General features: G+C 37.5%; 24 protein-coding genes. 7 read left to right on the top strand and 17 right to left on the bottom strand.

The window, feature by feature from the left end:
• Positions 1 to 265: 265 nt before the first annotated feature.
• The 3 genes from B5771_RS23790 to B5771_RS05095 all read right to left on the bottom strand — a co-directional run bounded on the left by B5771_RS23790 (position 266) and on the right by B5771_RS05095 (position 4284).
• Positions 266 to 2815, bottom strand: a complete 2550-nt coding sequence (locus B5771_RS23790) for an HD domain-containing phosphohydrolase (protein WP_140417695.1) — start codon at positions 2813 to 2815, stop codon at positions 266 to 268.
• A gap of 404 nt (positions 2816 to 3219) precedes the next feature.
• The gene (locus B5771_RS05100) at positions 3220 to 3738 is read right to left on the bottom strand and encodes a DUF3231 family protein (RefSeq protein WP_088186583.1); all 519 of its coding nucleotides are present in this window, start codon (positions 3736 to 3738) and stop codon (positions 3220 to 3222) included.
• A 24-nt stretch (positions 3739 to 3762) separates the two neighbouring features.
• The gene (locus B5771_RS05095) at positions 3763 to 4284 is read right to left on the bottom strand and encodes a DUF3231 family protein (RefSeq protein WP_088186582.1); all 522 of its coding nucleotides are present in this window, start codon (positions 4282 to 4284) and stop codon (positions 3763 to 3765) included.
• 241 nt (positions 4285 to 4525) lie between these two features.
• Here B5771_RS05095 and B5771_RS05090 point away from each other — a divergent pair, with 241 nt between their 5' ends.
• Entirely contained in the window at positions 4526 to 4894 is a 369-nt protein-coding gene (locus tag B5771_RS05090) for a hypothetical protein (protein ID WP_088186581.1), read from the top strand.
• Between the two features lie 138 nt (positions 4895 to 5032).
• Here the strand turns inward: B5771_RS05090 and B5771_RS05085 are convergent, their stop codons facing one another.
• From B5771_RS05085 to B5771_RS05060, 6 genes are all read right to left on the bottom strand, one after another.
• Positions 5033 to 6274: an MFS transporter gene (locus B5771_RS05085; protein WP_088186580.1), complete on the bottom strand. Its 1242-nt coding sequence runs from the start codon at positions 6272 to 6274 to the stop codon at positions 5033 to 5035.
• A gap of 37 nt (positions 6275 to 6311) precedes the next feature.
• The gene (locus B5771_RS05080) at positions 6312 to 7535 is read right to left on the bottom strand and encodes an amidohydrolase family protein (RefSeq protein ID WP_088186579.1); all 1224 of its coding nucleotides are present in this window, start codon (positions 7533 to 7535) and stop codon (positions 6312 to 6314) included.
• Positions 7536 to 7751: 216 nt separating this feature from the next.
• On the bottom strand, positions 7752 to 8513 hold the full coding sequence (locus tag B5771_RS05075) for a LytTR family DNA-binding domain-containing protein (RefSeq protein WP_088186578.1): 762 nt from the start codon (positions 8511 to 8513) through the stop codon (positions 7752 to 7754).
• A 6-nt stretch (positions 8514 to 8519) separates the two neighbouring features.
• Positions 8520 to 10253: a sensor histidine kinase gene (locus B5771_RS05070; RefSeq protein WP_088186577.1), complete on the bottom strand. Its 1734-nt coding sequence runs from the start codon at positions 10251 to 10253 to the stop codon at positions 8520 to 8522.
• Positions 10254 to 10274: 21 nt separating this feature from the next.
• On the bottom strand, positions 10275 to 11468 hold the full coding sequence (locus tag B5771_RS05065) for an acyltransferase (RefSeq protein WP_088186576.1): 1194 nt from the start codon (positions 11466 to 11468) through the stop codon (positions 10275 to 10277).
• Between the two features lie 71 nt (positions 11469 to 11539).
• A complete protein-coding gene (locus B5771_RS05060; protein WP_088186575.1) occupies positions 11540 to 11854 on the bottom strand; it encodes a hypothetical protein in 315 nt (104 codons plus the stop codon).
• A 281-nt stretch (positions 11855 to 12135) separates the two neighbouring features.
• Here B5771_RS05060 and B5771_RS05055 point away from each other — a divergent pair, with 281 nt between their 5' ends.
• Positions 12136 to 12390, top strand: a complete 255-nt coding sequence (locus tag B5771_RS05055) for a hypothetical protein (protein WP_088186574.1) — start codon at positions 12136 to 12138, stop codon at positions 12388 to 12390.
• Positions 12391 to 12399: 9 nt separating this feature from the next.
• Here B5771_RS05055 and B5771_RS05050 read toward each other — a convergent pair whose 3' ends face one another.
• The 5 genes from B5771_RS05050 to B5771_RS05035 all read right to left on the bottom strand — a co-directional run bounded on the left by B5771_RS05050 (position 12400) and on the right by B5771_RS05035 (position 20411).
• On the bottom strand, positions 12400 to 14109 hold the full coding sequence (locus tag B5771_RS05050) for an EAL domain-containing protein (protein WP_088186573.1): 1710 nt from the start codon (positions 14107 to 14109) through the stop codon (positions 12400 to 12402).
• A gap of 443 nt (positions 14110 to 14552) precedes the next feature.
• The gene (locus B5771_RS24170) at positions 14553 to 14720 is read right to left on the bottom strand and encodes a hypothetical protein (protein ID WP_172408161.1); all 168 of its coding nucleotides are present in this window, start codon (positions 14718 to 14720) and stop codon (positions 14553 to 14555) included.
• A gap of 30 nt (positions 14721 to 14750) precedes the next feature.
• A complete protein-coding gene (locus B5771_RS05045) occupies positions 14751 to 16226 on the bottom strand; it encodes a putative sulfate exporter family transporter (protein WP_047812030.1) in 1476 nt (491 codons plus the stop codon).
• A gap of 336 nt (positions 16227 to 16562) precedes the next feature.
• The gene (locus tag B5771_RS05040) at positions 16563 to 18326 is read right to left on the bottom strand and encodes a SulP family inorganic anion transporter (protein WP_088186572.1); all 1764 of its coding nucleotides are present in this window, start codon (positions 18324 to 18326) and stop codon (positions 16563 to 16565) included.
• Between the two features lie 897 nt (positions 18327 to 19223).
• Positions 19224 to 20411, bottom strand: coding sequence for an MFS transporter (locus B5771_RS05035; RefSeq protein ID WP_088186571.1), 1188 nt, complete (start codon positions 20409 to 20411; stop codon positions 19224 to 19226).
• Between the two features lie 653 nt (positions 20412 to 21064).
• Here B5771_RS05035 and B5771_RS05020 point away from each other — a divergent pair.
• Positions 21065 to 21901 carry a hypothetical protein gene (locus tag B5771_RS05020; RefSeq protein ID WP_088186569.1) on the top strand — a complete coding sequence of 279 codons (837 nt, stop codon included), beginning with the start codon at positions 21065 to 21067 and terminating at the stop codon, positions 21899 to 21901.
• Positions 21902 to 21966: 65 nt separating this feature from the next.
• Positions 21967 to 22128, top strand: coding sequence for a hypothetical protein (locus B5771_RS24165; protein WP_172408162.1), 162 nt, complete (start codon positions 21967 to 21969; stop codon positions 22126 to 22128).
• Positions 22129 to 22182: 54 nt separating this feature from the next.
• Here B5771_RS24165 and B5771_RS05015 read toward each other — a convergent pair whose 3' ends face one another.
• Positions 22183 to 22728, bottom strand: a complete 546-nt coding sequence (locus B5771_RS05015) for a cysteine hydrolase family protein (RefSeq protein WP_088186568.1) — start codon at positions 22726 to 22728, stop codon at positions 22183 to 22185.
• A 108-nt stretch (positions 22729 to 22836) separates the two neighbouring features.
• Here B5771_RS05015 and B5771_RS05010 point away from each other — a divergent pair, with 108 nt between their 5' ends.
• Positions 22837 to 23250: an Lrp/AsnC family transcriptional regulator gene (locus B5771_RS05010; protein WP_088186636.1), complete on the top strand. Its 414-nt coding sequence runs from the start codon at positions 22837 to 22839 to the stop codon at positions 23248 to 23250.
• A gap of 98 nt (positions 23251 to 23348) precedes the next feature.
• On the opposite strand, the gene fetB is transcribed toward B5771_RS05010, so the two are convergent.
• Both fetB and B5771_RS05000 read right to left on the bottom strand, forming a co-directional pair.
• Positions 23349 to 24131: an iron export ABC transporter permease subunit FetB gene (fetB, locus tag B5771_RS05005; protein ID WP_088186567.1), complete on the bottom strand. Its 783-nt coding sequence runs from the start codon at positions 24129 to 24131 to the stop codon at positions 23349 to 23351.
• Complete coding sequence (locus B5771_RS05000) at positions 24115 to 24768, bottom strand: ABC transporter ATP-binding protein (protein WP_088186566.1); 654 nt, start codon at positions 24766 to 24768, stop codon at positions 24115 to 24117. The genes fetB and B5771_RS05000 overlap by 17 nt, the downstream gene beginning before the upstream one ends.
• Before the next feature lie 478 nt (positions 24769 to 25246).
• Here B5771_RS05000 and B5771_RS04995 point away from each other — a divergent pair, with 478 nt between their 5' ends.
• Together B5771_RS04995 and B5771_RS04990 are read left to right on the top strand one after the other, a co-directional pair.
• A complete protein-coding gene (locus B5771_RS04995) occupies positions 25247 to 25882 on the top strand; it encodes an MBL fold metallo-hydrolase (RefSeq protein ID WP_088186565.1) in 636 nt (211 codons plus the stop codon).
• A gap of 60 nt (positions 25883 to 25942) precedes the next feature.
• The gene (locus tag B5771_RS04990; protein ID WP_088186564.1) at positions 25943 to 26320 is read left to right on the top strand and encodes a pyridoxamine 5'-phosphate oxidase family protein; all 378 of its coding nucleotides are present in this window, start codon (positions 25943 to 25945) and stop codon (positions 26318 to 26320) included.
• The last annotated feature ends 634 nt before the right edge of the window (positions 26321 to 26954 follow it).

The raw sequence follows: 26954 nt of genomic DNA, 5'->3' as shown, positions 1-26954 counted from the left end.
AACTGTAAACCTTTACGTTACGGCAATGTCAACACGTTTTTGCAACTATTCTGTTGAATATCAAATCGTTAGCTGACTGTTGGGGAACTTGAATGGATTCACTTCTCCACTAATAGTTGCACCTTAAAAATAACAGAAATCGGTGTACTAGATCGACATTCTCCCATACAATATCTATATACTATATAAAGAAATATCCTCCAGACTTTTAGCTAGAGGAGTTCTTGTCAGTAAAGTTAGTAGTTTAATAAACCTTACATTTATACTATTGTTTTTTGTCACACGATTTATTCAATATCTTTTCAATAAATAATCTTGTTAACTCGGGGTCAAACTGCAACCCAGCGTTGCTTCTGAGTTCTTCTATTACCATTGTTTCAGGAAGAGCATTCCGGTAACTTCGTTCACTGGTCATCGCATCATAAGCATCTGCAAGTGAAATGATTCTGGCAAATTTCGGAATAGCCTCACCCTTTAAGCCTTTTGGATAACCTGTGCCATCCCATCGTTCATGATGGGCGAGTATACAATCTGCAATATCCAACATGTAATTCGACGAATTTAGTATCCTATAGCCAATTTCGGGATGTCGTTCTATTTCACGTCGTTCCTGTTTTGTAAGCTTTCCCGGTTTATTAAGTATATCTTCTTCAATGGCGATTTTTCCAATATCATGAAGTAAGCCCACCACTTTAAGTTTACTAATTTCAATTTCTGGTAACCCCATGGCAACCCCGATGCTTTGGCATAGTTCGCGTACTCTTTTGGAATGTTGTTCTTCTCTTGGACTTTTTTCATGCAAGGTATTTATAATTGTTGTTATTGTATCTCGAATATTATTTTGATTATCCAAGATTTTATTTTTATACATATAATCTTCAGCGACTTTCAGCGTTTTAAAAATATCTTCACTTGGTTCTTTCTTTGTTGCCCACCCAAAAGAAATGCTGATACAAATAGTATTCACTTGTTCGTCTGAACATTGATTCTTAATTCTTTGAACAATCGCTCCCGCTTCATCCGAGTTAGTTCGTGGTAGAAGAAAGATAAACTCATCTCCTCCCCAACGGGCTACTAGATCATCCGTTCTACAAGCTTTCCGAATGACACCGGCGACTTTCAGTAAAAGTTCATCCCCTTTTTCATGTCCGAAAGTATCATTCACAAGCTTCAGGCCATTGACATCCCCCATAATTATCGAGAGAGGAAGATTCCTTTCAGAATCTAATCGTTTTATTTCTTCCTCGTAAAATCGCCGATTATAAAGACCTGTCAATTTGTCATGATAGCTTAAATATCTAATTTCATCTTCCTTTTTGATCCTATTGTAAATTTCCTCTTCAAGCATAATATTAAACTGTTTTAGATCTGCTGTTGTCTCCTCTAGTTGTTGATTTAGTTCCATTACTCTTTTATGCAAGTTTCTATTTTCAGTAATGAGTTCTTTGATTTCACGCGAATTAAAGTCTCTATAATAATTATAGTCCTTGCTTTTAAAGACTAGCATGGCAGCAGTTTGGTTCAGGTGTCCAATAAATAACTCTCCATAAGAAGAAAATCCGACGTTTGGTATATCATTAAAAATTTTTCTATACTCTGTAAGCAAACCTTTCTTTTCTAATTCAAGTGTTCGCTTAATGCATTGGAAATTTATGATTCCTTCAATCTTATCTGCTTTAATTTTATTTAGGGAAGTCTTTGTATCCTCAATAATATTAGTTGATTCGAGTAATCGAACTTCCATTCCTTCGAGAATGCTGCAATCAAATTTAATATTTGTCCCTCTCGTTTCGCGAGGACTTCTTACTAAGATTTCTTTTTCTCCAATAACCAACCCAACAGGATGGGTCAAAAAATACTTAGTTGCTTCTTCAATAGATTTTACACCTATTGCATCCGCATACGCTAAAATCGCAGGTTTGTGATTGAATTCGATGACTTCTCTAGTTTCTTCATTAACTTTATCTGCGATAAGAACATGATCTAAGGCCTTGAAGCTTTGAGTTTTAATAATATTGAATTCAGCATATGGACTCATTCTAAGAAGAAGAAGAACCGCTGAATCGGTATAAGCCTTGCCGTTTGCGCAGACATGTGTTTTGACATACTTGAGATCATCCCCAGCAGAACCACCAATAAAATAAACATTTGTTCTATCGCCAATTTTATCCATAATCTTTTCTTGTTTCATACTTAGCCCATCAATTAAGACAATTCCAACATACTCTCTAGGGTTCATTGCAGATGAACTAAAATTAAAGTATTTTTCAAAGGATTTAAATGCACCTTCTACGCATAATTTGTTTTGAATATGTTCAATTACTTCCACTTTTGCATCCGAAATAATCTTTGAATTAAAAGCCATCGCAACGACAGAGTTTTTTAAAAATTTCCCATTTACTATTTCACCTGCAGTGGAGCATCCAATCACTAGACAATCGTCAAAGGCTTCTTGCATACAAGCGCTTAATTTATTGTAATCATAGCTGGAAGAGCCAAAGAATATCAAAAGTTTTACTTTAAAATTTAATAACTGTCGTTTAATTTCGGATACAGCTTCGCTTATAGTCGTTTGAGTAGAATAGACCGGCTTGATATTAATTAACTCTTCTTCCATAGTATTAATATTTAATTCCTTAGCAATTTTAAGCAATCTTTCGATGATTATTGGATCATCTATCGATGAATTGTCATATTGATTAGGGTTAATTCCTTTTAAGATAAATTTGGCTTTTGTCATTTCTGCAATTGCGGGATTACCTCTTGATCTTTGAAAAATAATCTCATCAATTATCTGTTTGATTTTACCGCTCAAAATTTCACCATCTTTTTATAAAACATTAATTGTCTTCTAGTGCGCATAATATAATTGGTGAAATATACCAATCATACCATTTTTGTTTGTTTAATATAAAAACTTTAGGAATATTTTAATTTATCATTTTACAATGACTTGAATATCGCAAATTTTATCTAATTGTTTCGATATAATTTTTATAATTCCTCTAATTTTTTAGTTAGCCCTTACAATAATTATTAAGCTCATTAATTCCAATAGAAACATTATGGTCTCCAAGAAAATACAGTGGCCTCGTTTCAAGGTGTAAGTTTCCTCGAAAGCAAGGCCATTTTTTCTCGTTCCTGTGAGCCTAATGTAATATAATAATTGATATGTAAATATTTCCAACTTTAGTGAAACACTTATCTTTCTCGTTTTAGCTATGGCCTGTAGACCGGTGGTTTAATTAAATAATCCTTGATTTTGCCGTATTCGAGATATTTATCATAGATTTTCATTTCTTCTTCCATAAAGGAAATAAACAAATCTCTAATTTTGGGCGATGTGCTATGAATGAAGGCCATGGTATGAACCGGTAAAAAGGCTTGGATACCCCTTAAAATCCGTCTGTAAATATGCCTGTCCGATATCAGCTCAGCATTTACCGTCTCTTGGGTTTGTTTGGGCGGCCGAAGGGGTAAAGTAATGCCATAATTCAAAAGCTCCTTTTCTAACAACTCGGTATGCTTAGCAAGAGTTTTGTTGCCTAAATTAAGGACTAATTTCAAATCATCATCTTTGACAAAGTTATGTAAAAGATTAGTAATATAGATAACGTTATATCTCTGCATCAAATGATTCCAGAGATGATAAACCTCGCTGACATTTATGGTAGTTTGTTTATCCCTAAGAAACTCGTTCATTTCGGAAATATCCTTAATATACTTTAATATCTTCATAATCTAAACCTCGATTTTTTACTTTTATGGACGGTAGACAGGCGGTTGATTTAAATAGCCTTTTAATTTACCGTATTCGACCAACATTTCTTGTAATTCTATAGTCAAGAGCAAGTGATTTTTTAGTCCTTTCCTGACGTCAGGAGTGGTACTTTGCATAAAGCCGATACCAAGAATAGGAAAAAATGCGGCAATAACTTCATAAAACATTAGAAAAATGTCTCTATCGTTGACAGCCTCGATATGAACTGTCGAACTTACGTCTGCCGGCGGTCTTATAGGAAAAGGCAAATCGTAATCCCGCATTAAAGCTTCCATATCGTTAATCCCCAAAAAAAGGCCATCTTTGACCTTGTTTTTTATTATCTTCAAATCATTGTCTTCAATCATATGTTCAAAAATCTGGATGCTTTCTAAGGCATCTAACTTGGTGACTAAAACATCCCATATATAAAAAACTTCAACTACATTGATTATTCTTTGCTTTTCCCGGGAGGATTTACCGATTTCAGCTATCTTTTGGACTTTATCCATAATATCTACCATTTTCAACCCTGCCTTTTTATCTCTCTCACTAGTTTATAATTTCTCATATATGGTTTTTTATACAACACCTTAGAATATTTGGGACCAAGCTTTTGATCGAGATATTTTATGGATCTAATATGAATTCTTGTTCTCTTTATCTTTCAAAAAATAGAATCTCTACCTCTGCTCTTATTTTGAAATAAAGAATAAAATATTACATTTTGGAAACTGTAAAATTAAAGTTAAAGGAGGAACCGTTATGACCGAAAAGAACATTTTGGCCTTTTTTAAAACTTCAGATGAGGCTAAAATAGCTGCTGAACAGATTAAAGGTTTAGGAGTAACCGATATCCAGATAGACCGTTTTAGTAAATATCCGCACGGCAGTGCCGATTTTGTTAACGATCCTACAACCGGTGACATGCCTAGCCAAGCGGCATTAATTTTAGGAGCAAGCTCAGATCAAGATACCGGAGTATTAGCTTCCGCGGATGTCAGCGCTAGTGGTATGAGTGACGGAGGTCAAAATTCCGTATCCGGCCGTGACGTACTTATTGCGGCTATTGTTGATGAATCGCAATTTGACAGAGCCATCCAATTTGTTAAGGATAACGATGGACTAGTTTAAGATCAATATAGGGGTTTAGAAGTCCGTTGCGACCTTTCTAAAATTGAGCAAATAATTAAGCCTAGCAGTAATATAACTGCCAGGCTTGTTATTTAAATCTATCAGACCCAAGAAGAAGTAAGAGGAAATTCAAAAGAATCAGTTCCGCTTCATCGCCATACTCTTTAGATCGCTGTAAAGCAAGGAGATAAGAGACAAAAAAGTTAAAGCGATACAAAGAAGCCATGCTGATTGATATGAACCCGTTTTATCATAGATCGCCGCCAATGCCGGAACAGAAATAGCAGCCCCCAAATAGACGGACAGATTTACGTAGCCATAAATTTCGCCATAATATTTTGTACCAAACATTGAAGAAGTAATAACCGGTGGGCAGACGGTACCTGTACAAATGCCAAGGCCATATAAGATTGCTGTGATATACATTAGGGGTTTGGAGTTTGGATATAGCATACAAACGAAGGAAAGGGCGAAGACGATACAAATATAAAGGGTTCCAATCTTCGTGCCAAACTTATCATAAATCCAACCCAATGAAATTTTTCCAAGAGTAACTATGATTAAGAATATGGAAAGAATGCTTGCAGCAAAGGCAGCTCCATGATGATCGGCAACAAAAGCTGCAAACTGGCTAAGAGATCCAAAACTTACAAAAGAAAGGGCGAATATGCCAAATAAGTAAATCCAAAAGAAATTATTTTTTCTAGCTTCCTTCAGAGTTAAGTTATATTCAACCTTAGGCTTGGCTGCTTTTTCAACAACGGCAACTGCTTCATCGGCGCCATAAGCTTTCAGGCCCATTTCTTCCGGAGATTTTTTCATAACAAGAACCATAGGCAGAGCGATAATGAGCATAGCAGCGCCAAATATTAGATAGGATATTCTCCAGCCATAGTTCTGAATAACACGTGTCATGATCGGGCTGATAATGGCCCCGCCCACACCGCTGCCTGCTAAGGCTATACTTAGGGCTAAACCTCTCTTTTTTACGAACCAATTGGTTAAGACAATACTAATAGGCAGAGCAATTGCTCCAATAGAAAAAACGCCCATAAATACAGCGCTGATATAGAAATGGATAATGTTCTGCCCCAAAGAAAAACTGGCGTAAGAGGTTGCTAAGCCAACGATACTTATAGCCTGAATTAATTGAGTATTTTTCTGGGCGAGCCATTTTCCAAGGTATGGCGATAAAAATACGGTCACACCATAAATAATGGTGCTTATGATTCCAAATTCACTTCGACTAAACCCCATGCTTTTAGTCACAGGTTTAACATACAGTCCCCAGTTTGTAGTAATAAGCGGATACGGAATCGACATGATTAAAACCCCGGCGGCTACAATCCACCAGCCATAGAATATCTTTCTTTTGCCCATTTGATCATCCTCCAAACAAATTTTGCCGGTTTGATGCTTAACCTTTATAGATCTTTCCGTCTTTCATCACCCAAGCCACATTCTTTAGAACAGAAATGTCCTCGAAGGGGTTCTTATTTACAGCTACGATATCAGCGAGCTTCCCTGGTTCAATCGTTCCAATTCGCTCATCCCATCCCAGCAATTCGGCTGCATACCTCGTAGCGCTGAGAAGCGTATCCGTTGGGGAAATGCCTGCTTGAAGCATCAATTCAAATTCGCCTGCCTGTGTACCGTGCGGAGTAAGCGGAGTTCCGCAGTCTGTTCCAAAAACAATACGTACTCCTGCATCGTAGGCTTTTTTAATGTTGGAAAGATGTGATCCTACCAAAGCTGTAGCCTTGCGAACAGCAAAATCAGGAATACCGGCAGCTGCACCTTTTTCCGCAATAACTTTTAAAACGATAAACGTAGGAACAATGGCAATACCCTTTTCAGCCATCAGATTTATAGTTTCCTCATCGACCAACGTACAATGCTCAATGACGGAAACCCCTGCATCGGCGGCTGCCTTAATACCTGCCGTACCATGAGCGTGGGCAGAAATAATCTTGCCATGCATGCGTGCGACATCAACAGCGGCTTTGATTTCCTCAACACTCATATTTTGTTCTCCAGGTTCGTTGCCCGGGCTGAGAACACCCCCTGTTACTACAACCTTAATCTGATCGGCACCGTATTTGAGCATTAAACGGGCAGCTGCACGTACTTCATCAGGACTGTTAGCAACATTACCGGACTTATAAGTGCTGTAACCCAATGTTTCTCCCGGATAACGATACTCAAGATGACCGCCGGTTTGGGTAATATACATACCGCTGGTAAAAACACGCGGACCAGGGAACAGTCCAGCTGCAATGGTATTACGTATTATTTCAGAGCCGCTTATAGTGGGGTATCCTTCATCGCGAACTGTTGTAAATCCGGCCAGCAAATTCAGTTCAGCATTTCTCATTGATTTTATGGCTACTAGTTCCGGTGGTTCACTTACCTCAACAAGGGTTGTATTGCCGCCAAATCCGAGGTGGACATGCGTGTCAATCAAACCCGGAAGAACAAACTTATCCGAAAGATCAATAATTTCATCATTCGCACCCGCTGCAAAGTCCTCAGCTCGCTTAACATCGCTGATCTTGTTATCTTGAATAATAATAATTGCATTTTCTTGAATATTCCCGTCAATTGCTGAAAACAGCCTTCCGCATTTTATGATCTTAGACATTGCTTTTCCCTCTCTCCTTACGTGTTATTTTCGATTATGATACTAAGCCCCCTTTCGATGAATTATGCGGTCTTCACTTATCGCTCGAAGACCCAGTGATCAAAGTATAGGGCTAAATACTTACTCTTTACTAGCAATTTGCAATTATGTGTTAAATTCCGAATTTATCAGTTACATTGTGTTAAGAAGGATAGTGCAAAAAAAATCTTGGGCTCTTTATAGGCCCAAGATCGTTTTAAGTTCTTTAGCTTTATTACGGCTCACAGGAATTTCCTCGGGATAATCGGCAAGCTTTAGTAAGTATGTATGATTAAACATAGGAAGGATTTTCTCGATTTTGTTAAAGTTAACTAGATAACTTTTATGACAACGAAAGAAATTAGAGGATTCTAATCGTTCTTCCCAATAGTTTATGGATTGTTTCGTAAGATAAGTCTTCTGTTGGGTGTGAATCAAGGCTCCACGGCCTTGAGGTGTAAACATGAACACATCGGAAGGGGCTAACAAAAAAATTCTTCCAGCCTCTTCCGCAGCAATTATTTTATTAAATCCAGCGCCATAGATTTGCCTGATTTTTGGCAGTTTAGTATCCAGCGCCGTCCTTTCTTTACCGCTTTTAAAATTGGTCAGCACCTTTTGAATGGTTCGATCTATTCTTTTATGAGAAACTGGTTTGAGAATATAATCAATGGCATTGTAATCAAAAGCGTTCAGTGCATATTGGTCATAGGCCGTTACAAAGACGAAATAGGTCCCGGGTGAACTTTGCATTATTTCCTCTGCTACATCAAATCCACTGATTTCAGGCATTCTTATATCTAGGAATATCAAATCAGGAAGATAATCTTCGATTTTCTCAAGAGCAGTTACCGGGTCAGTGAATGATGCCATAATATTAATTTCAGGATATTGTTGCAAAAGGTACTCAAGTTGAGCTACTGCTAATTGCTCATCATCAATGAGAATGGTATTAATCAAAATTGGTCACCTCGCCGAGTTAGGTATTTTAACAGTAACATTTATTCCATTATTTATGCTGCTTTGAACCTCTAGGCCATAGCCATAATGTTTTTGCAGCCTCTTCTGTATATTCCGGAGACCAACTCCTACTTCTTGAGCGTCCTCATCATTTAATAGGCGTTTGAGTTTATCCGGCGCCATACCAACCCCATTATCCGTGACACTAATTACCGTTTCTTGATCGACATTTTTAATGGAAATGCGAACGATTCCGCCTTTCCTTTGCGGATAAACACCATGTTTAACGGCATTTTCTACTAAAGGCTGAAGAATAAGCGGTGGAATTAGAGGATTAGTATTGGGCTCGACATGATATTCAACTTCCAACCGTTCGCCAAAACGCACCTGCTCTATAGCCAGATACGATTTAACCAAATCCAGTTCTTGATCCAAGGGAATGAGCTCCATGCTGTTAAACCGAAACTTTCCTTGTAAGTAATCGCTTAATTCTTCTAATAGTTCTGCTGCCTTGAGGGAATCTGTCCGACAAAGTGCCGTAATTGAATTGAGGGTATTATACAAAAAGTGAGGTTGGATTTGGGCTTGAAGTACCGAGATTTCAGCTTGCAATATTTTGCGTTCCGTTTCCTTTGTGGCAATTAATTCTTTATTACGATGTTCCAACGCTTCTCTGGCCGCATTACTCTGCTTAAGGTTCAACAATAAGAACACAATGTAAGCAAACATTAAAGTAAGTATGATGATACTCGAAATGATAACAAGCATCAAAACATGCAACTCATTAGCGGATGCGAACAATTCATTTTCATCAGCAACCGTGACTAAGGTCCATCCGGCAATTGGAATGGAATTATAAAAAGCGACTTTTTTCTCCCCATTGTCTGTGAAGTGAAATATCCCAGACTTAGTACTTGCAACAAGCTTACCAAGCTGCTGCATATTTTTGTCCGAAACAGTTGACACTTTTTCCCGCATAGCCCATGAACTATTTGGATGGGTAATAAATGTCCCATCTTGAGCTAATAAAAAACCATATCCCTTTTTCCCGTAACCAGCCTGCTGAGCAAATTGTTGTATTGTTTCAATGGTTAAACTTGCCGCTGCTCCAGCTGATACGTTTCCCTTGTTATCTTTGCGCCAGGCTACCATAAGTACCATATTTCGTCCATAAGCCTGAGAATAAACAGGTTTAAATATCGTGTCATAAACACCTGCCGCTTGTGAATACCTCATTCCGGCTTCAACCGCTGCACCTTCCGCCCAAGGGTCTGTTTTATTCGTTCCATCTTTTACGTTATAGTATCTAGCCTTGAGTTTTTTGAAATACTTGGGATTTCCCCACTCATCAGGCCGTAGATAATTAACAATATGTAAGGCGGCATATTCATTGGGATATGCCGCAGAAACATAGTTCCAGCGAGATTGATTAAGTTCATCAAGCAAGCGAATGGATTCGTCGTTTCGAGTTAGGTCTAGCTGTGGATTTAGTGTTAACGCCTGCCCAAGTATCGGACTTTCTGCGGTTTCCCGCACTTCTCCCAAACGTCCTTCCAGCCATGTATTAATATAACCGGCCGATTGTGCAGTGTGATCAGACATCGTGTGCATTAGTTCACTTTCACTGACTTGATTATATTGATGATAGGTAATTAGCGATAATACTACTAAGCCAAGCATAATTATTATCATACTTGTGGTTGCGAACTTCGACTTATACGGAAAATTTATTATAAACATGATGATTCTCCCTTAGGACGATTACTTCTTAGCCACGCCGCGTCGATATGGAAGAAAACCTTTGCCTATAAACTTGAAAGGCAAATCCCTTTTATTAAAGAATTCTTTATAATAGTTACAGCTTGTACCAAGAAAATATTTCGAAAATGGGAACAGACTTAATACTTGTATCACCTTTATAGTTAAAGCAATCGTTAATATATAGATTAGAAGGCTTTGTAACAAGAAGCTTTTAATTGGGTATACCTTATCTACCTCCATTGCTACAGCCTGAAGTACGATAACATGAGCTAAATAAGCCGAGTAAGAATACGGAGAAGTATCCTTAAATAGGCGATATAGCTTTGGCTTTTGGTTGACAATGTAAGATGCTAAACTGTAAAACATAAAAAATGCCAAAATCATATAAGAAACTTTAAGAAAACAGTATAGATACCCGATTGTTATATAGTTATGTCCGGGAAAATGGGGGTTTATTTGAATGTAATAAATATACAGCAACAATGGTGTATAAGTGAGAACTATAAATTTTCGATAACGTTGGAGCAATGCTATTAAATGAGGATACCAAAATATTACATAGGCTCCAACTACGAAATAAATTGACCATAATAAAGGCGTTCGATCAATAAACATTTGTTCATTATATGTCGGTGTTTTAAATAAACTTTTTCCAATTATGAAAGTAATCCCATTATTTTTTAGAAGTATTATATAAAACACAAAACAAATCAATAAGAAACCCACTTTATAAAATTTGGGCAATTTTCGTATACGCTTGGACAACCACAGTATTAATGGAAAGAATAAATAAATTCTTAAAATCATCGACATATACCATAGATGATACCTACCGGTTCCAGCAGCCAATTGCCCGACGAAATTGTCAAAGGAAGCCTGACCATACTGTTTAGCATCCATAATATTAATTATTGACCAGATCACATAGGGCAAAAAAATATATAGTATGCGCTTTTTATAAAATGTGAATATATTTACCCCTTCAGAATGATTATAGAATAGACTAATCGCAGTAATCATAACAAAAATTGGTACAGCTGGTTGAGCAATAACATAAAATAAATTTAGAATTAGTGATTCATAAAAACCTGCCCCTTCCCGCCAGGCATATGCTCCAAAAACGTGCTGAGCCACAACGAATACAAAGCCTATCATTCTTAGAACGTCTAATTCTTTAATATGTTCTTTCTGCATATCTAACCACTTTTCATTGAACCTAAGCCTAAAGAGAGGCTGTTCTATTTTCTCTACATCTTGTTAACTATTTATTTATCCCTACTGGACAAACCCTCCTGCATTCCCAGCAGGCATACACCCAATACCCTTTGGACAGAGTTTTTCCCCAGGATACCCAAACCTGCCGCCTGAGCAGCATGTTTATGGGACAAATCCCCCATCCCACGATGATTTTCTTCATCCCAATAATTATAAGGACCGTCAGCCGGTATAGGTATCGCCTTACCGCCCACTTTCTCCACAAAAACTGCTACGTCACTCGCGATGTAATCTAACCTTCGGAGTATAGCTTGATCAGCTCCTAAGTTTAAGGCGCTGGCTTTAATTTCTTCCTTCAAACCCATGTGCTGTTCTCCTTCCTTACTTAAGAAATTATAAGTAACGTTTATCAATAAAGTGGCACTTAAACCATCACTCTTTAAGCTAACATTTTCCATAGTTATTTATTTGCAGCTGCTGATTTGGTAATGCTGTTTAAAGGACAATTATAGATACTTACGTCGTATTAGGCATAGATCTACAAAAACTCCTATATATCGATTATTATATAGAGGATTCTATCGAATTGTGTCGAAATTTTCTCTGTTATTATTTATTTAAAAAGATATTAAAGCGAGGTGGATTTATGACTAGAAAGCAATTTGCTCTTAAAAATGGTTTCAGTACTTATCATGAAATGCAAACATCAAGCCGAGTGGTGTTTCAGGAGACGAGCTCTTGGTTGGTAACTCTTACAGAATATGGATTTCTAGCTTGGATTGATACATCTTTTGAAAAGCCTCTTGGCTATTTTGATTCTTTTGAACTTGCAAAACAAGAAATCTTTGACGCAGTGAACCAGACACTTAACGCAACTGAAATCAGAGCAGAGCTTGATTAATCTTAAACTTTAAGCTCCAATGTCCTCATTTCTCAGGTCAGTTTCAACGCTGATACCACTTTTTAGGAGTTGTGCCATTATCTCAGTTGAAACTGGCTTGCTAAAAAAGTAACCCTGAATTTGATCACACTCAAGTGTATCCAGCCCTTTTAATTCTTCCAAAGTCTCCACGCCTTCTCCTATGGTTTGGAAATTCATAACCTTAGAGATTTTGATAATTGCTTCAGCTAACGTCATTAATTTTGAATTTGTATTAAGGTTTTGGACAAACACACGATCGATTTTGATGGTATCGATTGGTAAATCGACAAGATAGCTCAGGGAAGAATATCCTGTACCAAAATCGTCAATAGCTAAGCCAATCCCCATCGCCCTAAGGCGTTGTAACGTAGTTAATGATTTATCAAGTCCATACAAGCCGACATTTTCTGTGATCTCTAATTCAAGATTCTCCGGGGGGAAGCCAGTCTGCTTCAAGACACGATTCACCATCTCTTCAAATTGATCGTGAATTAATTGAATCGGTGAAATATTAACCGATAATCTCAGCTGTGGTAACCCCTTGTTAAACCAGGTCTTTGCATCTCGACATGCTGTTTCCAGCACCCATTCGCCTATGGGTATAATAATACCCGCTTCTTCGGCAATAGGAATAAACTCTGTTGGTGTAATCAAACCAAGTTTATTATTTTTCCAACGAATTAAGGCCTCGACACCCACAATCTGCTGCGTCTTGGCAATAACCTGAGGCTGATAACTTAAAGTAAATTCATCTCGTCCGAGAGCAAACTCTAACTGATTTTTTATTTCCAACTTACGAAAAATCCTTGTATCGATCTCTTTGGAGTAAAATCGATAATGACTTCCTTCTCTTTGTTTAGCTAAGTACATAGCAGCGTCCGCATGTTCCAGTAAAACTTCCATACTCAGCCCATTATGGGGGTAAAGGACAATACCAATGCTAAGATTGACTTGGATTTCTCTTCCTTGAATATTTAGAGGCTTCTCAAAGCATTCAATAATAGTTTGAGCAATCTCTTCGACCTCGTCAACAGACGTTACCTTATCGATCAAAATAGTAAATTCATCGCCACCCATTCTAGCTACTAGACTTTCTTCGCTAACACACTTTGCTAACTGTTTGGCGACTTCTATGATCAATAAGTCACCAGCAGCATGTCCGAAGGTATCATTGACCATCTTAAAGCGATCAAGGTCTATAAACATAATTGCAATCATCCTTGGATAGGGATTATCATTAATTAACTCGGATAATTTATCAATGAACTTACGTCGGTTAGGAAGACTGCTCAATTCATCATGATAGGCCATCGATTTCATGGTTCTTAAGGCAACTTCCAATTCGTTTTGTTTTAGTTTAAGACGATCCGCCAATATCCCCATTCCAATTGCCGTAGCGAATAAACCCAGAGATAACGTTACTAAAACAATACCGTCACTTCCCTCTTTGAGTCCCATAAAATTAAAATTTCTCTCTGACAATTTATACGTAAGTTGGATACTTACACTAAAAAGAGCGGTAATGAACCCACCTTTTAAACCATAGTAGTAGGCTAAGATTATTGCAGGTATTATATAGAGCATCCACATCAAATCACCGGGAACGAGTTGCATATGATCTGTTACCAAAGGTATAATTAAACAAATTAAAATAACAATCCAATGTGACCAGTGAACTCGAGATTGCTTTAACAACATATTTTCACTACTTCCTGCTAATTAGTATTAACAAACGTCTAATATCTTTTGCTTTTTAACCTGGCGTTTCTATGTATTTGTTAACTTAGTAATATGTAGTAAACCACCGACTAACATAATTACATTTTCTTACATTATTCCTAAAACAAAGAACTGATTAGTTCGATATTGTTGTTTATTCGACATAACTAAGATCAATCCTTTACAAGAAATAAATAATTTATTTCAAGTTATCAGTTGTCTAAACAATCAAAAAATAACTTTTATTATGAGACGTTATCTATAAAATACAAATACATATTTTACTTAAAAACAAGGCGATGACAAAAAGGACCGAACTCGAAATTCGGTCCTTTTCATATTTTTAGCGTACAACGGAATTTAGTTAGCGGATGTAATTTAGGCTCCTACTGATCAGATAAATCTATAGATTAATGCGACTCTTAAAGTACTTTAAAGCCTAAAACGAAAACAATCAACAGAAGAATTCCCAGGCTTAATGAATAACCGATAAGCTTTTTTTCAATTGGTAGCAAGTCGAACCATTCCTCTGCCTGCATTTCTGTCTTCGCATTTGGCTGTTGTCCAGCATTTGAGCTAGCTTCTGCCATAATTGCACCTCCTTATCAGGATAATGAATTCTAGCCAGTTACAATCGGCGGCATAATTCCGTGGTAGAAAATCCAGGATATTAAGAGTCCAACCCAAAGGATAAACCCAAATAGACAAACAGCATATACCGTCACGATTCTGCCCATGCCTTCAGCCCATAGTTTACGTACATTAGTGATTAAACCGATTGAGAAAAACGTAAGAGTAAAATAGATTCCTCTCAGGCCATTAGCCTGGTCAGCCGCAGCTGTAGCAGCTTTGGTTAAGTGTGGAGCTGCTAAACCTATTAAAAGAAGGATTAGAAAAGTAGCAGCATAACCAATCACAAACTTCGGGAAACGTTCCCATATTTCTCCTTTTGTTACCTTGGCACCTTTTTCTTGACTCCTTTTGTTAATCCCAAAAACTGACCAGACCACGGCAAGGATAAAGGCCCAAATCCCTATGAAGATGTCAATAAAAACCTTGGTAACTGTCGTAACCGTCAGGATCCAGCCGGGTTCCCACTTTACTCCGTTTACAGCCAGTGCTTTAGCTCTGATTAACCCTTCTGTGATTGCACCGCTGGCGACTGCACCGCCATCGCTTTTGACAGCCAGACCCATCCAAGATCCAGCAACCATCGGTTGATTATACAAAATGCTTTGGGCAAGCCATGGTAAAAACAAAAGTTCGACAGCTACGAAAACAATGATTACCGAAGAGAGAATAATTGGGATCTGAGGCCGGGATCTAATTGCCCCGCCAGTAGCAATAGCCGCTGCAACACCGCAGATAGAAATACCGGACGCAAGGGGGGCAGCCCATTCCGGTGTCATTTTAAACCATTTCCGAGAAATGAAGTAAACGACAGGCCAGTAGATGAGGTATGCTTCAACAATAGCGCAGAGTCCCCGAATAATCACTGTGGAGGCTAGATTGACAGAACCAAGAGCTTTAATTCCCAAGGTTGCTCCTAAAATTACAATTCCAGTTTTAATATATAACTCAGGTCGTGCCGCTTCTTCTAGAAATTTTGCCAATCCTGTCCAAAAGTTACCAATCAGAAGACCTACTATAAGTGCGATAATAAAACCCCCTTCAGGGGTAAGTCCCACTGACCAATTCATATTTAGCTTTGCATACTGGTCTTTAGTTGCCGCAAGATAACCGTAACTTCCAAGAACAAAAGAACCATAGGCCAATGCGAAAATAATCGTAAATCCCACGACAAATCGTTTTAAGTTCCAACCCATACACGCGGCTCCGATAGACGTTGTAACCAGAAAGAAAAGAAATGTCAGCAACAAAGAAGCCCATCCAGGCAAAAACGCATATGTTTTGGATAGGGGTGCCATTGAATTAGTTATGCTAAGCCAGACATTTGTTTTAACAGCCCAACCTAACAAATCGCCTCCAAAGAGTTGACCTAAACCGAGGAAAAACACCAATCCTCCCAGCCACACAGCCCACCAGTCCTCGGTCTTCAACAACGAAGACCTAGTCAAAGTGTTTTCTTGGTTCATTTTTTCCCTCCTAACTTAAACTTAAGTATTTGGCCGAAATATGATGGTTTTCTTCTTTACCTCCTTTCATTTACGCGATTATAAAATTCCTTTATAATCGTTTATTAAAACAAAAATCATTTCTATGATATTCTATTGATCAAAATAGCTTGTAGAACACGTTTTTCTATATTGACAGTTTTTACTTTTGCTAGAATTAACGACCTCGTTCAGCTAAAGCCGAACTTCGGGACTTCAGTTGGGGGGCTTAAAACTGGATAGAAAAAGACCTATAGATTCTGACTATAGGTCTTTGAGTACGTCTTTTTATAACTTTTTATAAATTGTTAAACCATATTAAAATTGAAAGGAACTAGCCAATAATTCACAGGATTTCGATGATTTATTTTCCGAATCACATTTCAATACGTCCCTAGCCCTTTCCAGATCCTTAGACGAAAATGCAAACGTTTCATTTTCAGACATGAATTTATTGTTGGAATCAATATCAAAATCAAAATTTGAGCTGACTAAAATGGAATCAAGATTAGAATTTAACCCACAAACAATGACGCTTCCCCCAGCATCTTTAACCGACCGCGTGAAAACTTTGAGAGCATTAAGTGCGGTTACGTCAATGTTGCAGACATGCTTCATCCTTAAAATAAACACCTTTGATTTGCTAATCAAACTAACAAGCCTTTGTTCGAGATTATCCGCTAATCCAAAATAAAGGTTACCCTCTAATTCAATAATTAGAATTTCAACGTTATCCTTTACAACCTCAACTTCTTTTTCAACGATTTTGGGATCTTCTGCTTCCAAAGGAATAAAAATTCTTATGGGTGCTTTATTGGTGTCTTTTAGATGCAGCATAATTGTAAGTGCAATTCCGGTATAGATCGCATAGGAAAGGTTAGGTAATAGGATAGTTGCAAAACAGGTTACCCACATAGCTAAAGAATCTGACTTTAGTTTACCAAGACTTACAACTTTCTTGATCTCATCTTTATTCACAAGATTATAAGCTGTTACCATCATAACACCAGCTAGACAAGCTGTAGGAATATATTTGGCAAAAGGAGCAAAAAACAGAAGAACAATAGCCATTATTCCACCTTGGAGAACACCGGCAAGTCTTGAAACGGCTCCACTATGATAATTGAGCGCAGTTCTTGTGAACGAACCGGATCCTGGGAATCCTTGAAAAAATGAGGAAGCCATGTTCGCAATCCCTTGGCCTATAAATTCTTGGTTTGGATCGACCTTTTGGCGTGATAAAGTTGCAATTGATTTAGCACTGGAAATTGCTTCAACACAGCCAATAATGGCAATAGATAAAGCTCCGCTAATATTATTCTGAATAAAGCTGAGATCAAAGTTAACCATTTTAAACGGAGGTAAAGAAGTAGGTATATTTCCAGTAAGTTGAACTCCAAGTTTATCTAACGAAAAGATGACAATGAAGATAATTGGAACAATAATTCCAATGAGGGCACCTGGTAGATTCTTATTAATTTTTTTGCAAACTACTATCACGATTATCGTTATTAAACCCATTCCAAGAGCATATATATTGGTTTGTTGTAAATGGGTTAATACATAATATAATTTTTCTGTCGTCGCCATTTGGGCTGAATTTTTAACAGGAATACTTAGAAGAGTGCTTAGTTGTCCGAGAGCTATTAAACAACCTGCCCCAGTTGTAAAACCAATAATTACAGAGTGAGAAACATAACTAATTAATCTGCCAAGTTTCAAAACCCCAAAAAGGATCTTTAAAGTACCCACTAAAAATGTCAAAAGGAAAACCATTTGATAGGCATTGTCGAGTCCCATATAGTTCTTCATGACACTAGCGACCAGTAAGGCAGATGAATTAGTCGGCCCAGTAATTAGATGTTTAGAACTCCCAAATGTTGCACCGAAAATCGCGGATACAATCGCTGTATAAAGGCCATAAACCGGGTTTAGCCCTGCAATCAAAGCGTAGGCCATGCATTGAGGAATTGCTACAACTACCCCAGTCAAAGCCGCCATAAAATCCTTGCGAAGATTTTCAATTTTATAATTCTTTATAGTCTCAATAGAGGGGAAATGATTAATTTTTGTTAGGTACATATAAATACCACCTTCAAATCAACGAAATTTGACAAACACAATATTTGTGCTCATCTAAACTCCAATTAATGCGGATGACGATCTTTCTATATACCCCTCCCTTCCAAATTTTTTTAGTCAAATTTCTTAGCATCCCTTTAAGGGTATTTTCTAAATACTGTAATTTTCTCGAAATCAATCCTCCTTTTATGTACTTGTTCTCACAATTAAAGATTAGCATTGAGTTTCGTTAATGTCTATAAGAAGACAATATTGTCGTAATCGTATTTATTTATGTTAAGCGCTATTTCTGAGACTATTATAAATATTCTTAACTAAATGCTTGAACTGTTTTTTGTTCTTTGAATAAAATTAGGATCTAATGCTAAAGTTTTACACTCTATAAGTTATTAATATATTAGATTAAATCATATTATATTGAATAAACTTGAGTTATATTTAAATATTACAATACTATTTAGTTTAATATTAATGTAATTTAATTGAAAAAATTCCAATTTAAATAAATTATTTAAATTAATATTTGTAAACGACTTATAGTTGAAGTTATGTACTACATTTAATTTTAACAACAGAAAGTATAAACTTAAAAAGCATTTTTCCAAACAATATAGCTGAATTTTTCGTGAAAATTTATTAGTTTATAATGAACAATTCCCTCTAAGCTAAGTGTTTGTAAAAAGCTATTTTAATTACAACGATTTTGAATGTAAGATTAAAAAAGCGCCCCACAGCTTAAGAGTCTAAAACTTACTGCTGGGGACGCACTTATAAATCATTAGGTATCCAGTTACAAACTCAATTTACGTTGAAAAAGCCAAACGGCTCTCTCAGCGACTTATTGAAATTGCAACTCGCTGGAATTAAGAAAAGAACAAGATCAAGTTACTAGTTAATTTACCCGGTAACAGTTCTAGGTTGAACGTCTAAGTTTCGATTGAAATAGATCATAACGGCATTAACCAGTAGAATCACCATCGTAACATAAAATACATTTTTAATCCCATAAGTGGCTGCTACTGTACTTCCTACAAGTGGACCTATTAGATTACCTAGGAATGTGGAAGCCGAATTGAACCCGAATGCAGTAGCCTGCAGCTCTTTAGGAGCCTTCTTTTTAACCAGTACATTTAACGATGGTATCATACCTCCGATAAATAGTCCTAATAGGAATCGACCTATAAGCAAAACACCGATATTAGCAGCTAAGGCTTGGGGAAAATACATACATGCTGCTGAACATAAGGCAATGATTAGAACCTTGCGTTGACCAATATTGTCACCCAATCTCCCTAAAGTAGGTGCGCCAATTAGATTTGCAATACCGCTCATTGCTACAACTAAACCAGCTATTAAGGCTAAATGAGCACCTGAATATAATGTTTCGGCATAAATCGAAACGATTGGCTCAATACTCATCATACCAACTTGTGTGAATGTCGAGGCTATAAAGACTGGTAAAAGTGATTTCAATTGAATCAAATCACCTTTTTGATTACTTTTAGTATTGACTCTTGGCTGATGGTTTTCGTGTACAAATATCAAAACAATAATTCCGGCAGCTATAAGAAACCCACCCGTTAAATAGAACACAGCACGGAAACCAATAGTTTCTGCTAGCACACCACCGATTAATGGACCGATAAGATTTCCTGCAATTGCTCCAGTTTGAAGCATGCCAAGTGCCTGGCCAGAATTCTCATTAGGTGTTATTGAGGCTTGCAATGATACGGACATAGAGATGAATCCAGAAAAGATTCCGTTGAATAACCGAAGGAAAAGCAATTGCCATACATTTACAACCGCGCCCATTAATGCTGTTACGACTCCCATACCTAGACCGGCACGTAATAGCATAATTTTTCGTCCGTGCTTGTCGGCGAATCTTCCCCAGATAGGTTGACAAATTACGGAGGTTACAAATTGGGCTGAGAAAACCCAACCTGACCATCGTTCAATATCCTGTAGTTGATGTACTCCGAGCTTTTCAATATATAAAGGAAGGAATGGAATCACCAAGCTCATACCTGCGGTTACCAAAAAATTGGTAACCCATAAAATCATAAGTGTGCGTTTCCAGTTCAATAAAAACTACATCTCCTCTAGTCAACAATTATCGGTCAATTAGCATTCTGCACGCAGTCGTTAATTCCTGCAAATATTAACCGCTATGCGGTTAAAATAAAACTAATCAGAGGACAAACTGCTAAATATGTAATTAAGATTAGCAAAAGCCCAAAGTTATCCTCGAAAATGAGAATTTCTTTGGACCAGTTAGTATTGCCAAAATCAATATTTCCTGATATTAACACAGCTGCTTATATTATGGAATATAATGTATTAGTTTGGGGGGAGGGCCTTGTGGTAAGGAATAATTGCGAATTTTGGTTAATTCAAAGCTATTGGATAATTTGGCTGGTAGGTTCCTTTATTGTCTCAATGATACTGGGTGCTGTTATTTTCCGAAACTATGAATCACTCCGATAGTATCTGATTTTATGAGGACATTTTGAATGCTTATGAGCTCAAACATGATAGAGAATACTTGGAACAATAGTTCTTCCACTCAAAAAAACACGAAATTCTGGGGCATATGGTTACCTGTCCCTACCTTTATTGCAATCCTTAATTCGCTTTTTTGGACCTGGCTCATTCTAAATACTGGTGGCTATTCCGAAGGAGCTATTGAAAAAGCGGGGGAAAGAATAATTGAGCAATTTTAGTTGGGGTGAAGATTTATGCCACCAGAAAACGATCTAATTCTAGAACAATATTTAGGAAGATTTAGCCCATACTTTAGAGGAATCTTGTGTAAGAACCCAATGATTTTTCAAAAGTATTACTCATTATTGCTGAACCAGGGACGGAAATGGTTTGCTGGCAAATTAAACCCATTCAGACTTTGTACCGATACCGTAATGTTTTGGTTTTTTGTCCGTCCTTACTGCGCCATCGGATTAGCTATACGCGACCTTCGAATGGTGCAAGTTTTTTGGCGTCAACAAATGGAACCTAACGAAACAATTTATTTGCTCTTTAAAATTATCGAAATAAGACCGCCGTATTCCCTTACCCTATTGGCTACCTATGCCTCTCTTGCTTTTGTTATTATCGATGCTGCTTATAGAGTCTTTGAGGTAATTAGCGGGCAAAACGGGCAACGGCAAAAGAAAACGGATGTGACCGCCAGCAATCTTTCGTATGAACCGATTGATTTAGAAAATGTCATTACAAAAGAAATAGTCACTGAATCTCGTTGTTCTCAGCGTGGTCAACTTAACCCCTTTAGCCTTACTCCGAGAATGTCCATTTACTTTCCTGTTTACGATCATCATACATCTATAGGTTTTCTCACCATTGACTTTCGCCATGTGGAATTGAGTATAAAACAGTCCCTGGAGCCCAATGATAATATTGTCAGTCTTATTCGATTCCTTGACCTATATACACCTTTTCCATTACAGATTGCTGTTATGATTCTGTCATTCGGACTATTTTTGAATGGTGCCATTTATAAATTTGAGCAAGCTAACAGTGAACACATTATTAGAGATAGCCTTAACCAGTTAAAGTAACAACTAAAAATCATTTCAATAACCCTGAGATTATTTGAGTAGCCTTTGTAAAGGAGAGGTTTTTTATGTCACTATGGGATTTGTGGGCACATGGTACGACTATGGGAGCACAACCCTTCGCTTATTTTTCTCCTTTACTTTCAATTACTGTTTTTATCATAATTGTCTATATAATTACTGCACTAAAGCAGGTTGTCGATAATCCAGATCAACACGTTTTATGGTAACCATCTCTGCACCGTTTATTTTCGCAATCGTTAACCAAGAGGTATGCTTGAAGATTAGTGGTCTTTTATCCATTCATCAGTGGATATCACCCTAGAGAACCGCATCGCTTGCGTTACAAGAATCGATCTGTGAAGTTCCTCAGCTGTAACTTTTCCGGCATAATTCATGATATCTAAAGTACCTGTTGCATCAGATAGAAATTCCACTGATAATCCGAGATGTACTGCCTGTCTTGCGGTCGTATCACAGCACATCTGCGTCATGTACCCGGCTATAACAATTGTGTCAATCGACATTTGTTTTAACACATTTTCTAGATCAGTATCCGTAAAACTTCCAGGTAAGTTCTTATCGATAATACAAACATGTTCTTTTTTCAAGAGGTCCTCGTGAATTTCCCAGTTATGGCTCCCCTTTCGAAAAGTAGCTGCATCATTTTGTATCGCAGTATGTCGGATTAATATAACCGGGATTTGATATAGATTTGCTGCATCCACAGCCTTAATTATATTTTCAAAGCTTCCTTCGGGATAAGTAATCGGCATCCTGCCCGTAAAATATTCATACTGAACATCAATTACCAATAATGCTCTCTTCATTGCCAACCCCTCCATTTCTTTTGTTATAATAAGTATACAAAAGTTTTTAGTTGAGCCGAGAAAATTATGGGCTCAATTCAGTTTCAATAGTAAAGGATTTTGATGAAAATGCTTGATAAAACTGATTTGGCAATTATAGAGCTGCTTAAGGCAAATTGTAAAGTTCATTTGCGAGATATTGGCGAAGCGATTCATCTAACCGGACAAGCGGTTGCTAACCGCATTTCAAGAATGGAGAGTTTAGGTGTTATTAAAGGTTATACCGCTTTAATTGATGAAGAGTTACTTGGGAAAACTCTAACCGCATATGTCACCGTCTTCATGAAAACAACCGATCATAAGACATTTCAGATATTCATAAAAGACAATTCTTCGGTTGTGGAAGCATACCGGATTAGCGGTGACGGGTGTTACATGTTGAAAATTCAAGTTAATTCCCAAATAGAATTAAACCTTTTTTTGGACTCTATCTTACAGTATGGAAATTTCCGGATAAATATTGGCATCGGAAAAATCAAATAATTCAATCTAAATCTAGACGCGTTGAAACAAATTGTTGTGAACGCTCTTTTGTTATCCACCTACTAGATTAAAATTGACTGGACACAGGATAGGATAACCTAAACTTCATATAATTGATCTTCCATATTGAAGAACGTACGGTAACCTAACTGCAACATTATGATGACAGTTAGTGCCACAGCGCCAAGGATTCCGAACATTATAGCTATCTGGTAAGCTATTGCAGTTGTCGGAGATGTACCGGAAAGGATTTGACCTGTCATCATCCCCGGTAAGAAGACTATTCCCATTCCTACCATAGATTGAATTGTCGGCAAAATAGCAGCATCAAAAGTACTATTAATTATGCTTCTTGTCGCAACCTGAGGTGTTGCTCCAAGTATTAATGCTTCTTCCACTAATGCTTTTTGTGTTGTCATTCCTTCAATCAAGCTTTTGATCCCAAGAGATATTCCCGTCATCGAGTTACCAATGAGCATTCCGGCTATTGGTACAAAATATTGCGGATTATACCAAGGAGTAATCCGAACTACCACCAATAAGAAATACAAAAGGCAAGATAAAGTGCCTACACTCATTGAAATTACAACAACTTTCTTTAGCGAAGCAGATAATTTACCTTTAAATTTTTTGAATATAGTATAGACCGAAAATGCCTCCATCAAAAAAATAATACCTCCGGTAATGAACGGATTAGGATAGCGAAATACATACACCAGAATATAACCAGTCAAAATCAACTGCAAAGTCATTCTCAAAGAAGAAAAAACGATTTCTTTTTCTCTATTTATCCCTCGTATTCTTACAATCACAAGAACAATAATTACAAATAGATACGCAAGTACAACCCGGAAAGCAGATAAATCAATTATTCCGTTCATCATTGCACCTCCAGGTTAAGCATCTGCCTTTCGATATCTCGATGATAGTGTCGGAATACTTCTCAGCAATCGCTTTTGAATGTGTTACCAATACAATTGTCTTCTTTTCTCTCTTTACATGCTCTGTCAGCATTTGAATAATCATTTCCTCAGTTTCATCATCCAGTGCTGATGATGGCTCGTCAAGAAGATACACTTTCGAATTAAGAAGAAGTATTCGGCCTAAGGCAAGCCTTTGTTTTTCTCCTCCCGAAAGGGTATTAGCAGAATCATCCAAAGACTTGTTTAATGCAACTTGTTCTAAGATGTGATTCAAATCTTTATCTCTTGCCAATTCCCTTTCCTGAAATCTTAATCCTACATTTAAGTTGTCTCTAATGCTCCCATCAAATATAGCAGGACTTTGAGAAAGCATACTGACAGTTCTACGATGGGCAACAGAATTTATCTGCCTTAAATCGGTACCGTTAAAAATAATCCTGCCCTGGGTGGGAGAAATTAACTTATTTAGCATCCTTAAAATTGTTGTTTTCCCGCTGCCACTTGTACCGACAAGAGTTGTAATTTCCTTCTGCTTTATTTCAAGCTTCGGAAGATCTAGTACATCCTTGTATTTTACATCATAAAATTCAAACATTGTCATCAACCTTTACAATACCAATCTCACCGACCAACTCAGCCAGATAGTTCTTAGGCTCAATCAACTCGTGTTTAGCTGCTTCTGTTACAAGATTTTCAAAAGGGGAAACATCAACTTTCCCCTCGTACTTAATTCTTTTAACCTAAGTGTCAATATTATATAAATCTTTTGACAAAAAATGCACCTCATTTTGCACTATTCGTTATTATAACATAAGATTTGACGAGATATTTTATATATCTCTTAGCTTACAAATTACAAATGACAGATAGCGCATAAGTACAAATTGAAACTATAAGTTCTCTAATGCAGTGAATAATATCATTTACTCAGATTAAGCCCAAAGTATCTCGATAGCATATTCATTGAGATTGACCGAATAAATCGGATCGGTTTTTGACTTTCCTAATTAATTTGATGTTTTAGGGAATTACTATCTTCAGACCAACCCATAACAGAGAAAGGAGCCATAAGTGTGTCTGTCATTTATCAAGATTTACACCAATTTAGCACGTACATTCCGCCAATTAACCTTACATTCCATCAATATCTTCTATTAACCAACGATCCAATTTTGTTTCATACGGGCAATGTTCAACAAGCAACTGAAATGGTGCCTAAGTTGAAAAGCATTCTGGGGGATAATAACCTAAACTATATCTTTGTTTCTCATTTTGAAGCAGATGAATGCGGCGGATTATCATACCTACTCGAACATTTTCCTCAAGCTATACCAATATGCCCCGAAGTGACAGCCCGTCAGCTAACCGGATTTGGACTTGTTCAAGAGTTTATTAGTAAAAAACCCGGTGAGAAACTGACAACGGAAAGTTACGATCTAGAGTTCTTTAGTTACCCTTCTGAAATGCATCTTTGGGAGGGCCTGCTGGTCTTGGAAAAAAGACGCGGTATCTTTTTTAGTAGTGACCTGATGATTCGCTTCGGAGAAGCAAACAATACTATTCTAGAATCCAATTGGGAGACTGAAATAGACGATATCAGTAAGGAACAAGTACCTGACCAAGAACGCCGCATAAAATTACAACAAACATTAAAACAATTAAACCCCAATTTTGTGGCAACCGGCCACGGCCCCTGTCTAAAAGTTTAACAGAAAATTGTAAATATCATATTTCTCAGCTTAGTACTTAATTTTAAGGAGGTACTCTAAATGTCTATCGAAAAGCTTAAAGAAGTTCTAACTCACCCTTCCGATGGAGCAGTCGCAATTGTAACTCAAGGGATAAATGAGCCTCACGTGGTCAATACATGGAACAGCTACATTAACATCACAAACGATGGAAAATTACTTATCCCGGTTGGCGGAATGAACGAAACCGAGAATAATATAGCAAGAAATAATAAAGTTAAACTCACTGTTACTAATCGTGAAGTACAAGGCAAAATGTATAAAGGAACAGGTTTTTTGATTAAGGGGACCGCCGGTTTTCTTAAAGAAGGTTCGGAATTTGAGTTGATGAAAACTAAATTTCCTTGGGCCAGAGCAGTACTGGAAATAACGATCGAGTTAGCAGACCAAACTCTATAGACTCAGAAATCCATATAAGTATAAGTCCGGTTTATCCATCCCATTTTCATGCGCAGATACAAAATACGTCCTAAACTATTTACGTTGTTTTCATTGTTCATGGCATAGAGAAAAAAGATCAGGTCTACTGATCTTTTTTGATAGCTTATCGCCACGCTGCGTCCCGATAAGCATTCTCCTGCAGCGTGGATCGAACGGGTGCAACCCTGGTAGAGTACTTTCATTTCTTTCATGAAACACAGATAGACTGCCAAATTGGCAGTCTATTGCTTGTTTTACCTGGCGATGACCTACTTTCCCAGGGGCTATGCCCCAAGTATTATCGGCCCTGGAACGAAAGGCGGATGAGCCTTTCACCACACTGCGTCCCCATACGCATACTCCTGCAGTGTGGATCCTTAACTTCCGTGTTCGAGATACGAAAAGCGGATGAGCTTTTCGCCACGCTGCGTCCCGATAAGCATTCTCCTGCAGCGTGGATCGAACGGGTGGAACCCCGGTAGCTATCTTTCATTTCTTTCATGAAACACAAACAGACTGCCATATGGCAGTCTGTTGCTTGTTTTACCTGGCGATGACCTACTTTCCCAGGGGCCTGCGCCCCAAGTATTATTGGCCCTGGAGGTCTTAACTT

The organism is Desulfosporosinus sp. FKA, from assembly GCF_002196785.1.
Classification (GTDB): Bacteria; Bacillota; Desulfitobacteriia; order Desulfitobacteriales; family Desulfitobacteriaceae; genus Desulfosporosinus; species Desulfosporosinus acididurans.
The sequence above is the reverse complement of the archived record's forward strand: the minus strand, read 5'-3'. Positions and strand labels throughout refer to the sequence as shown.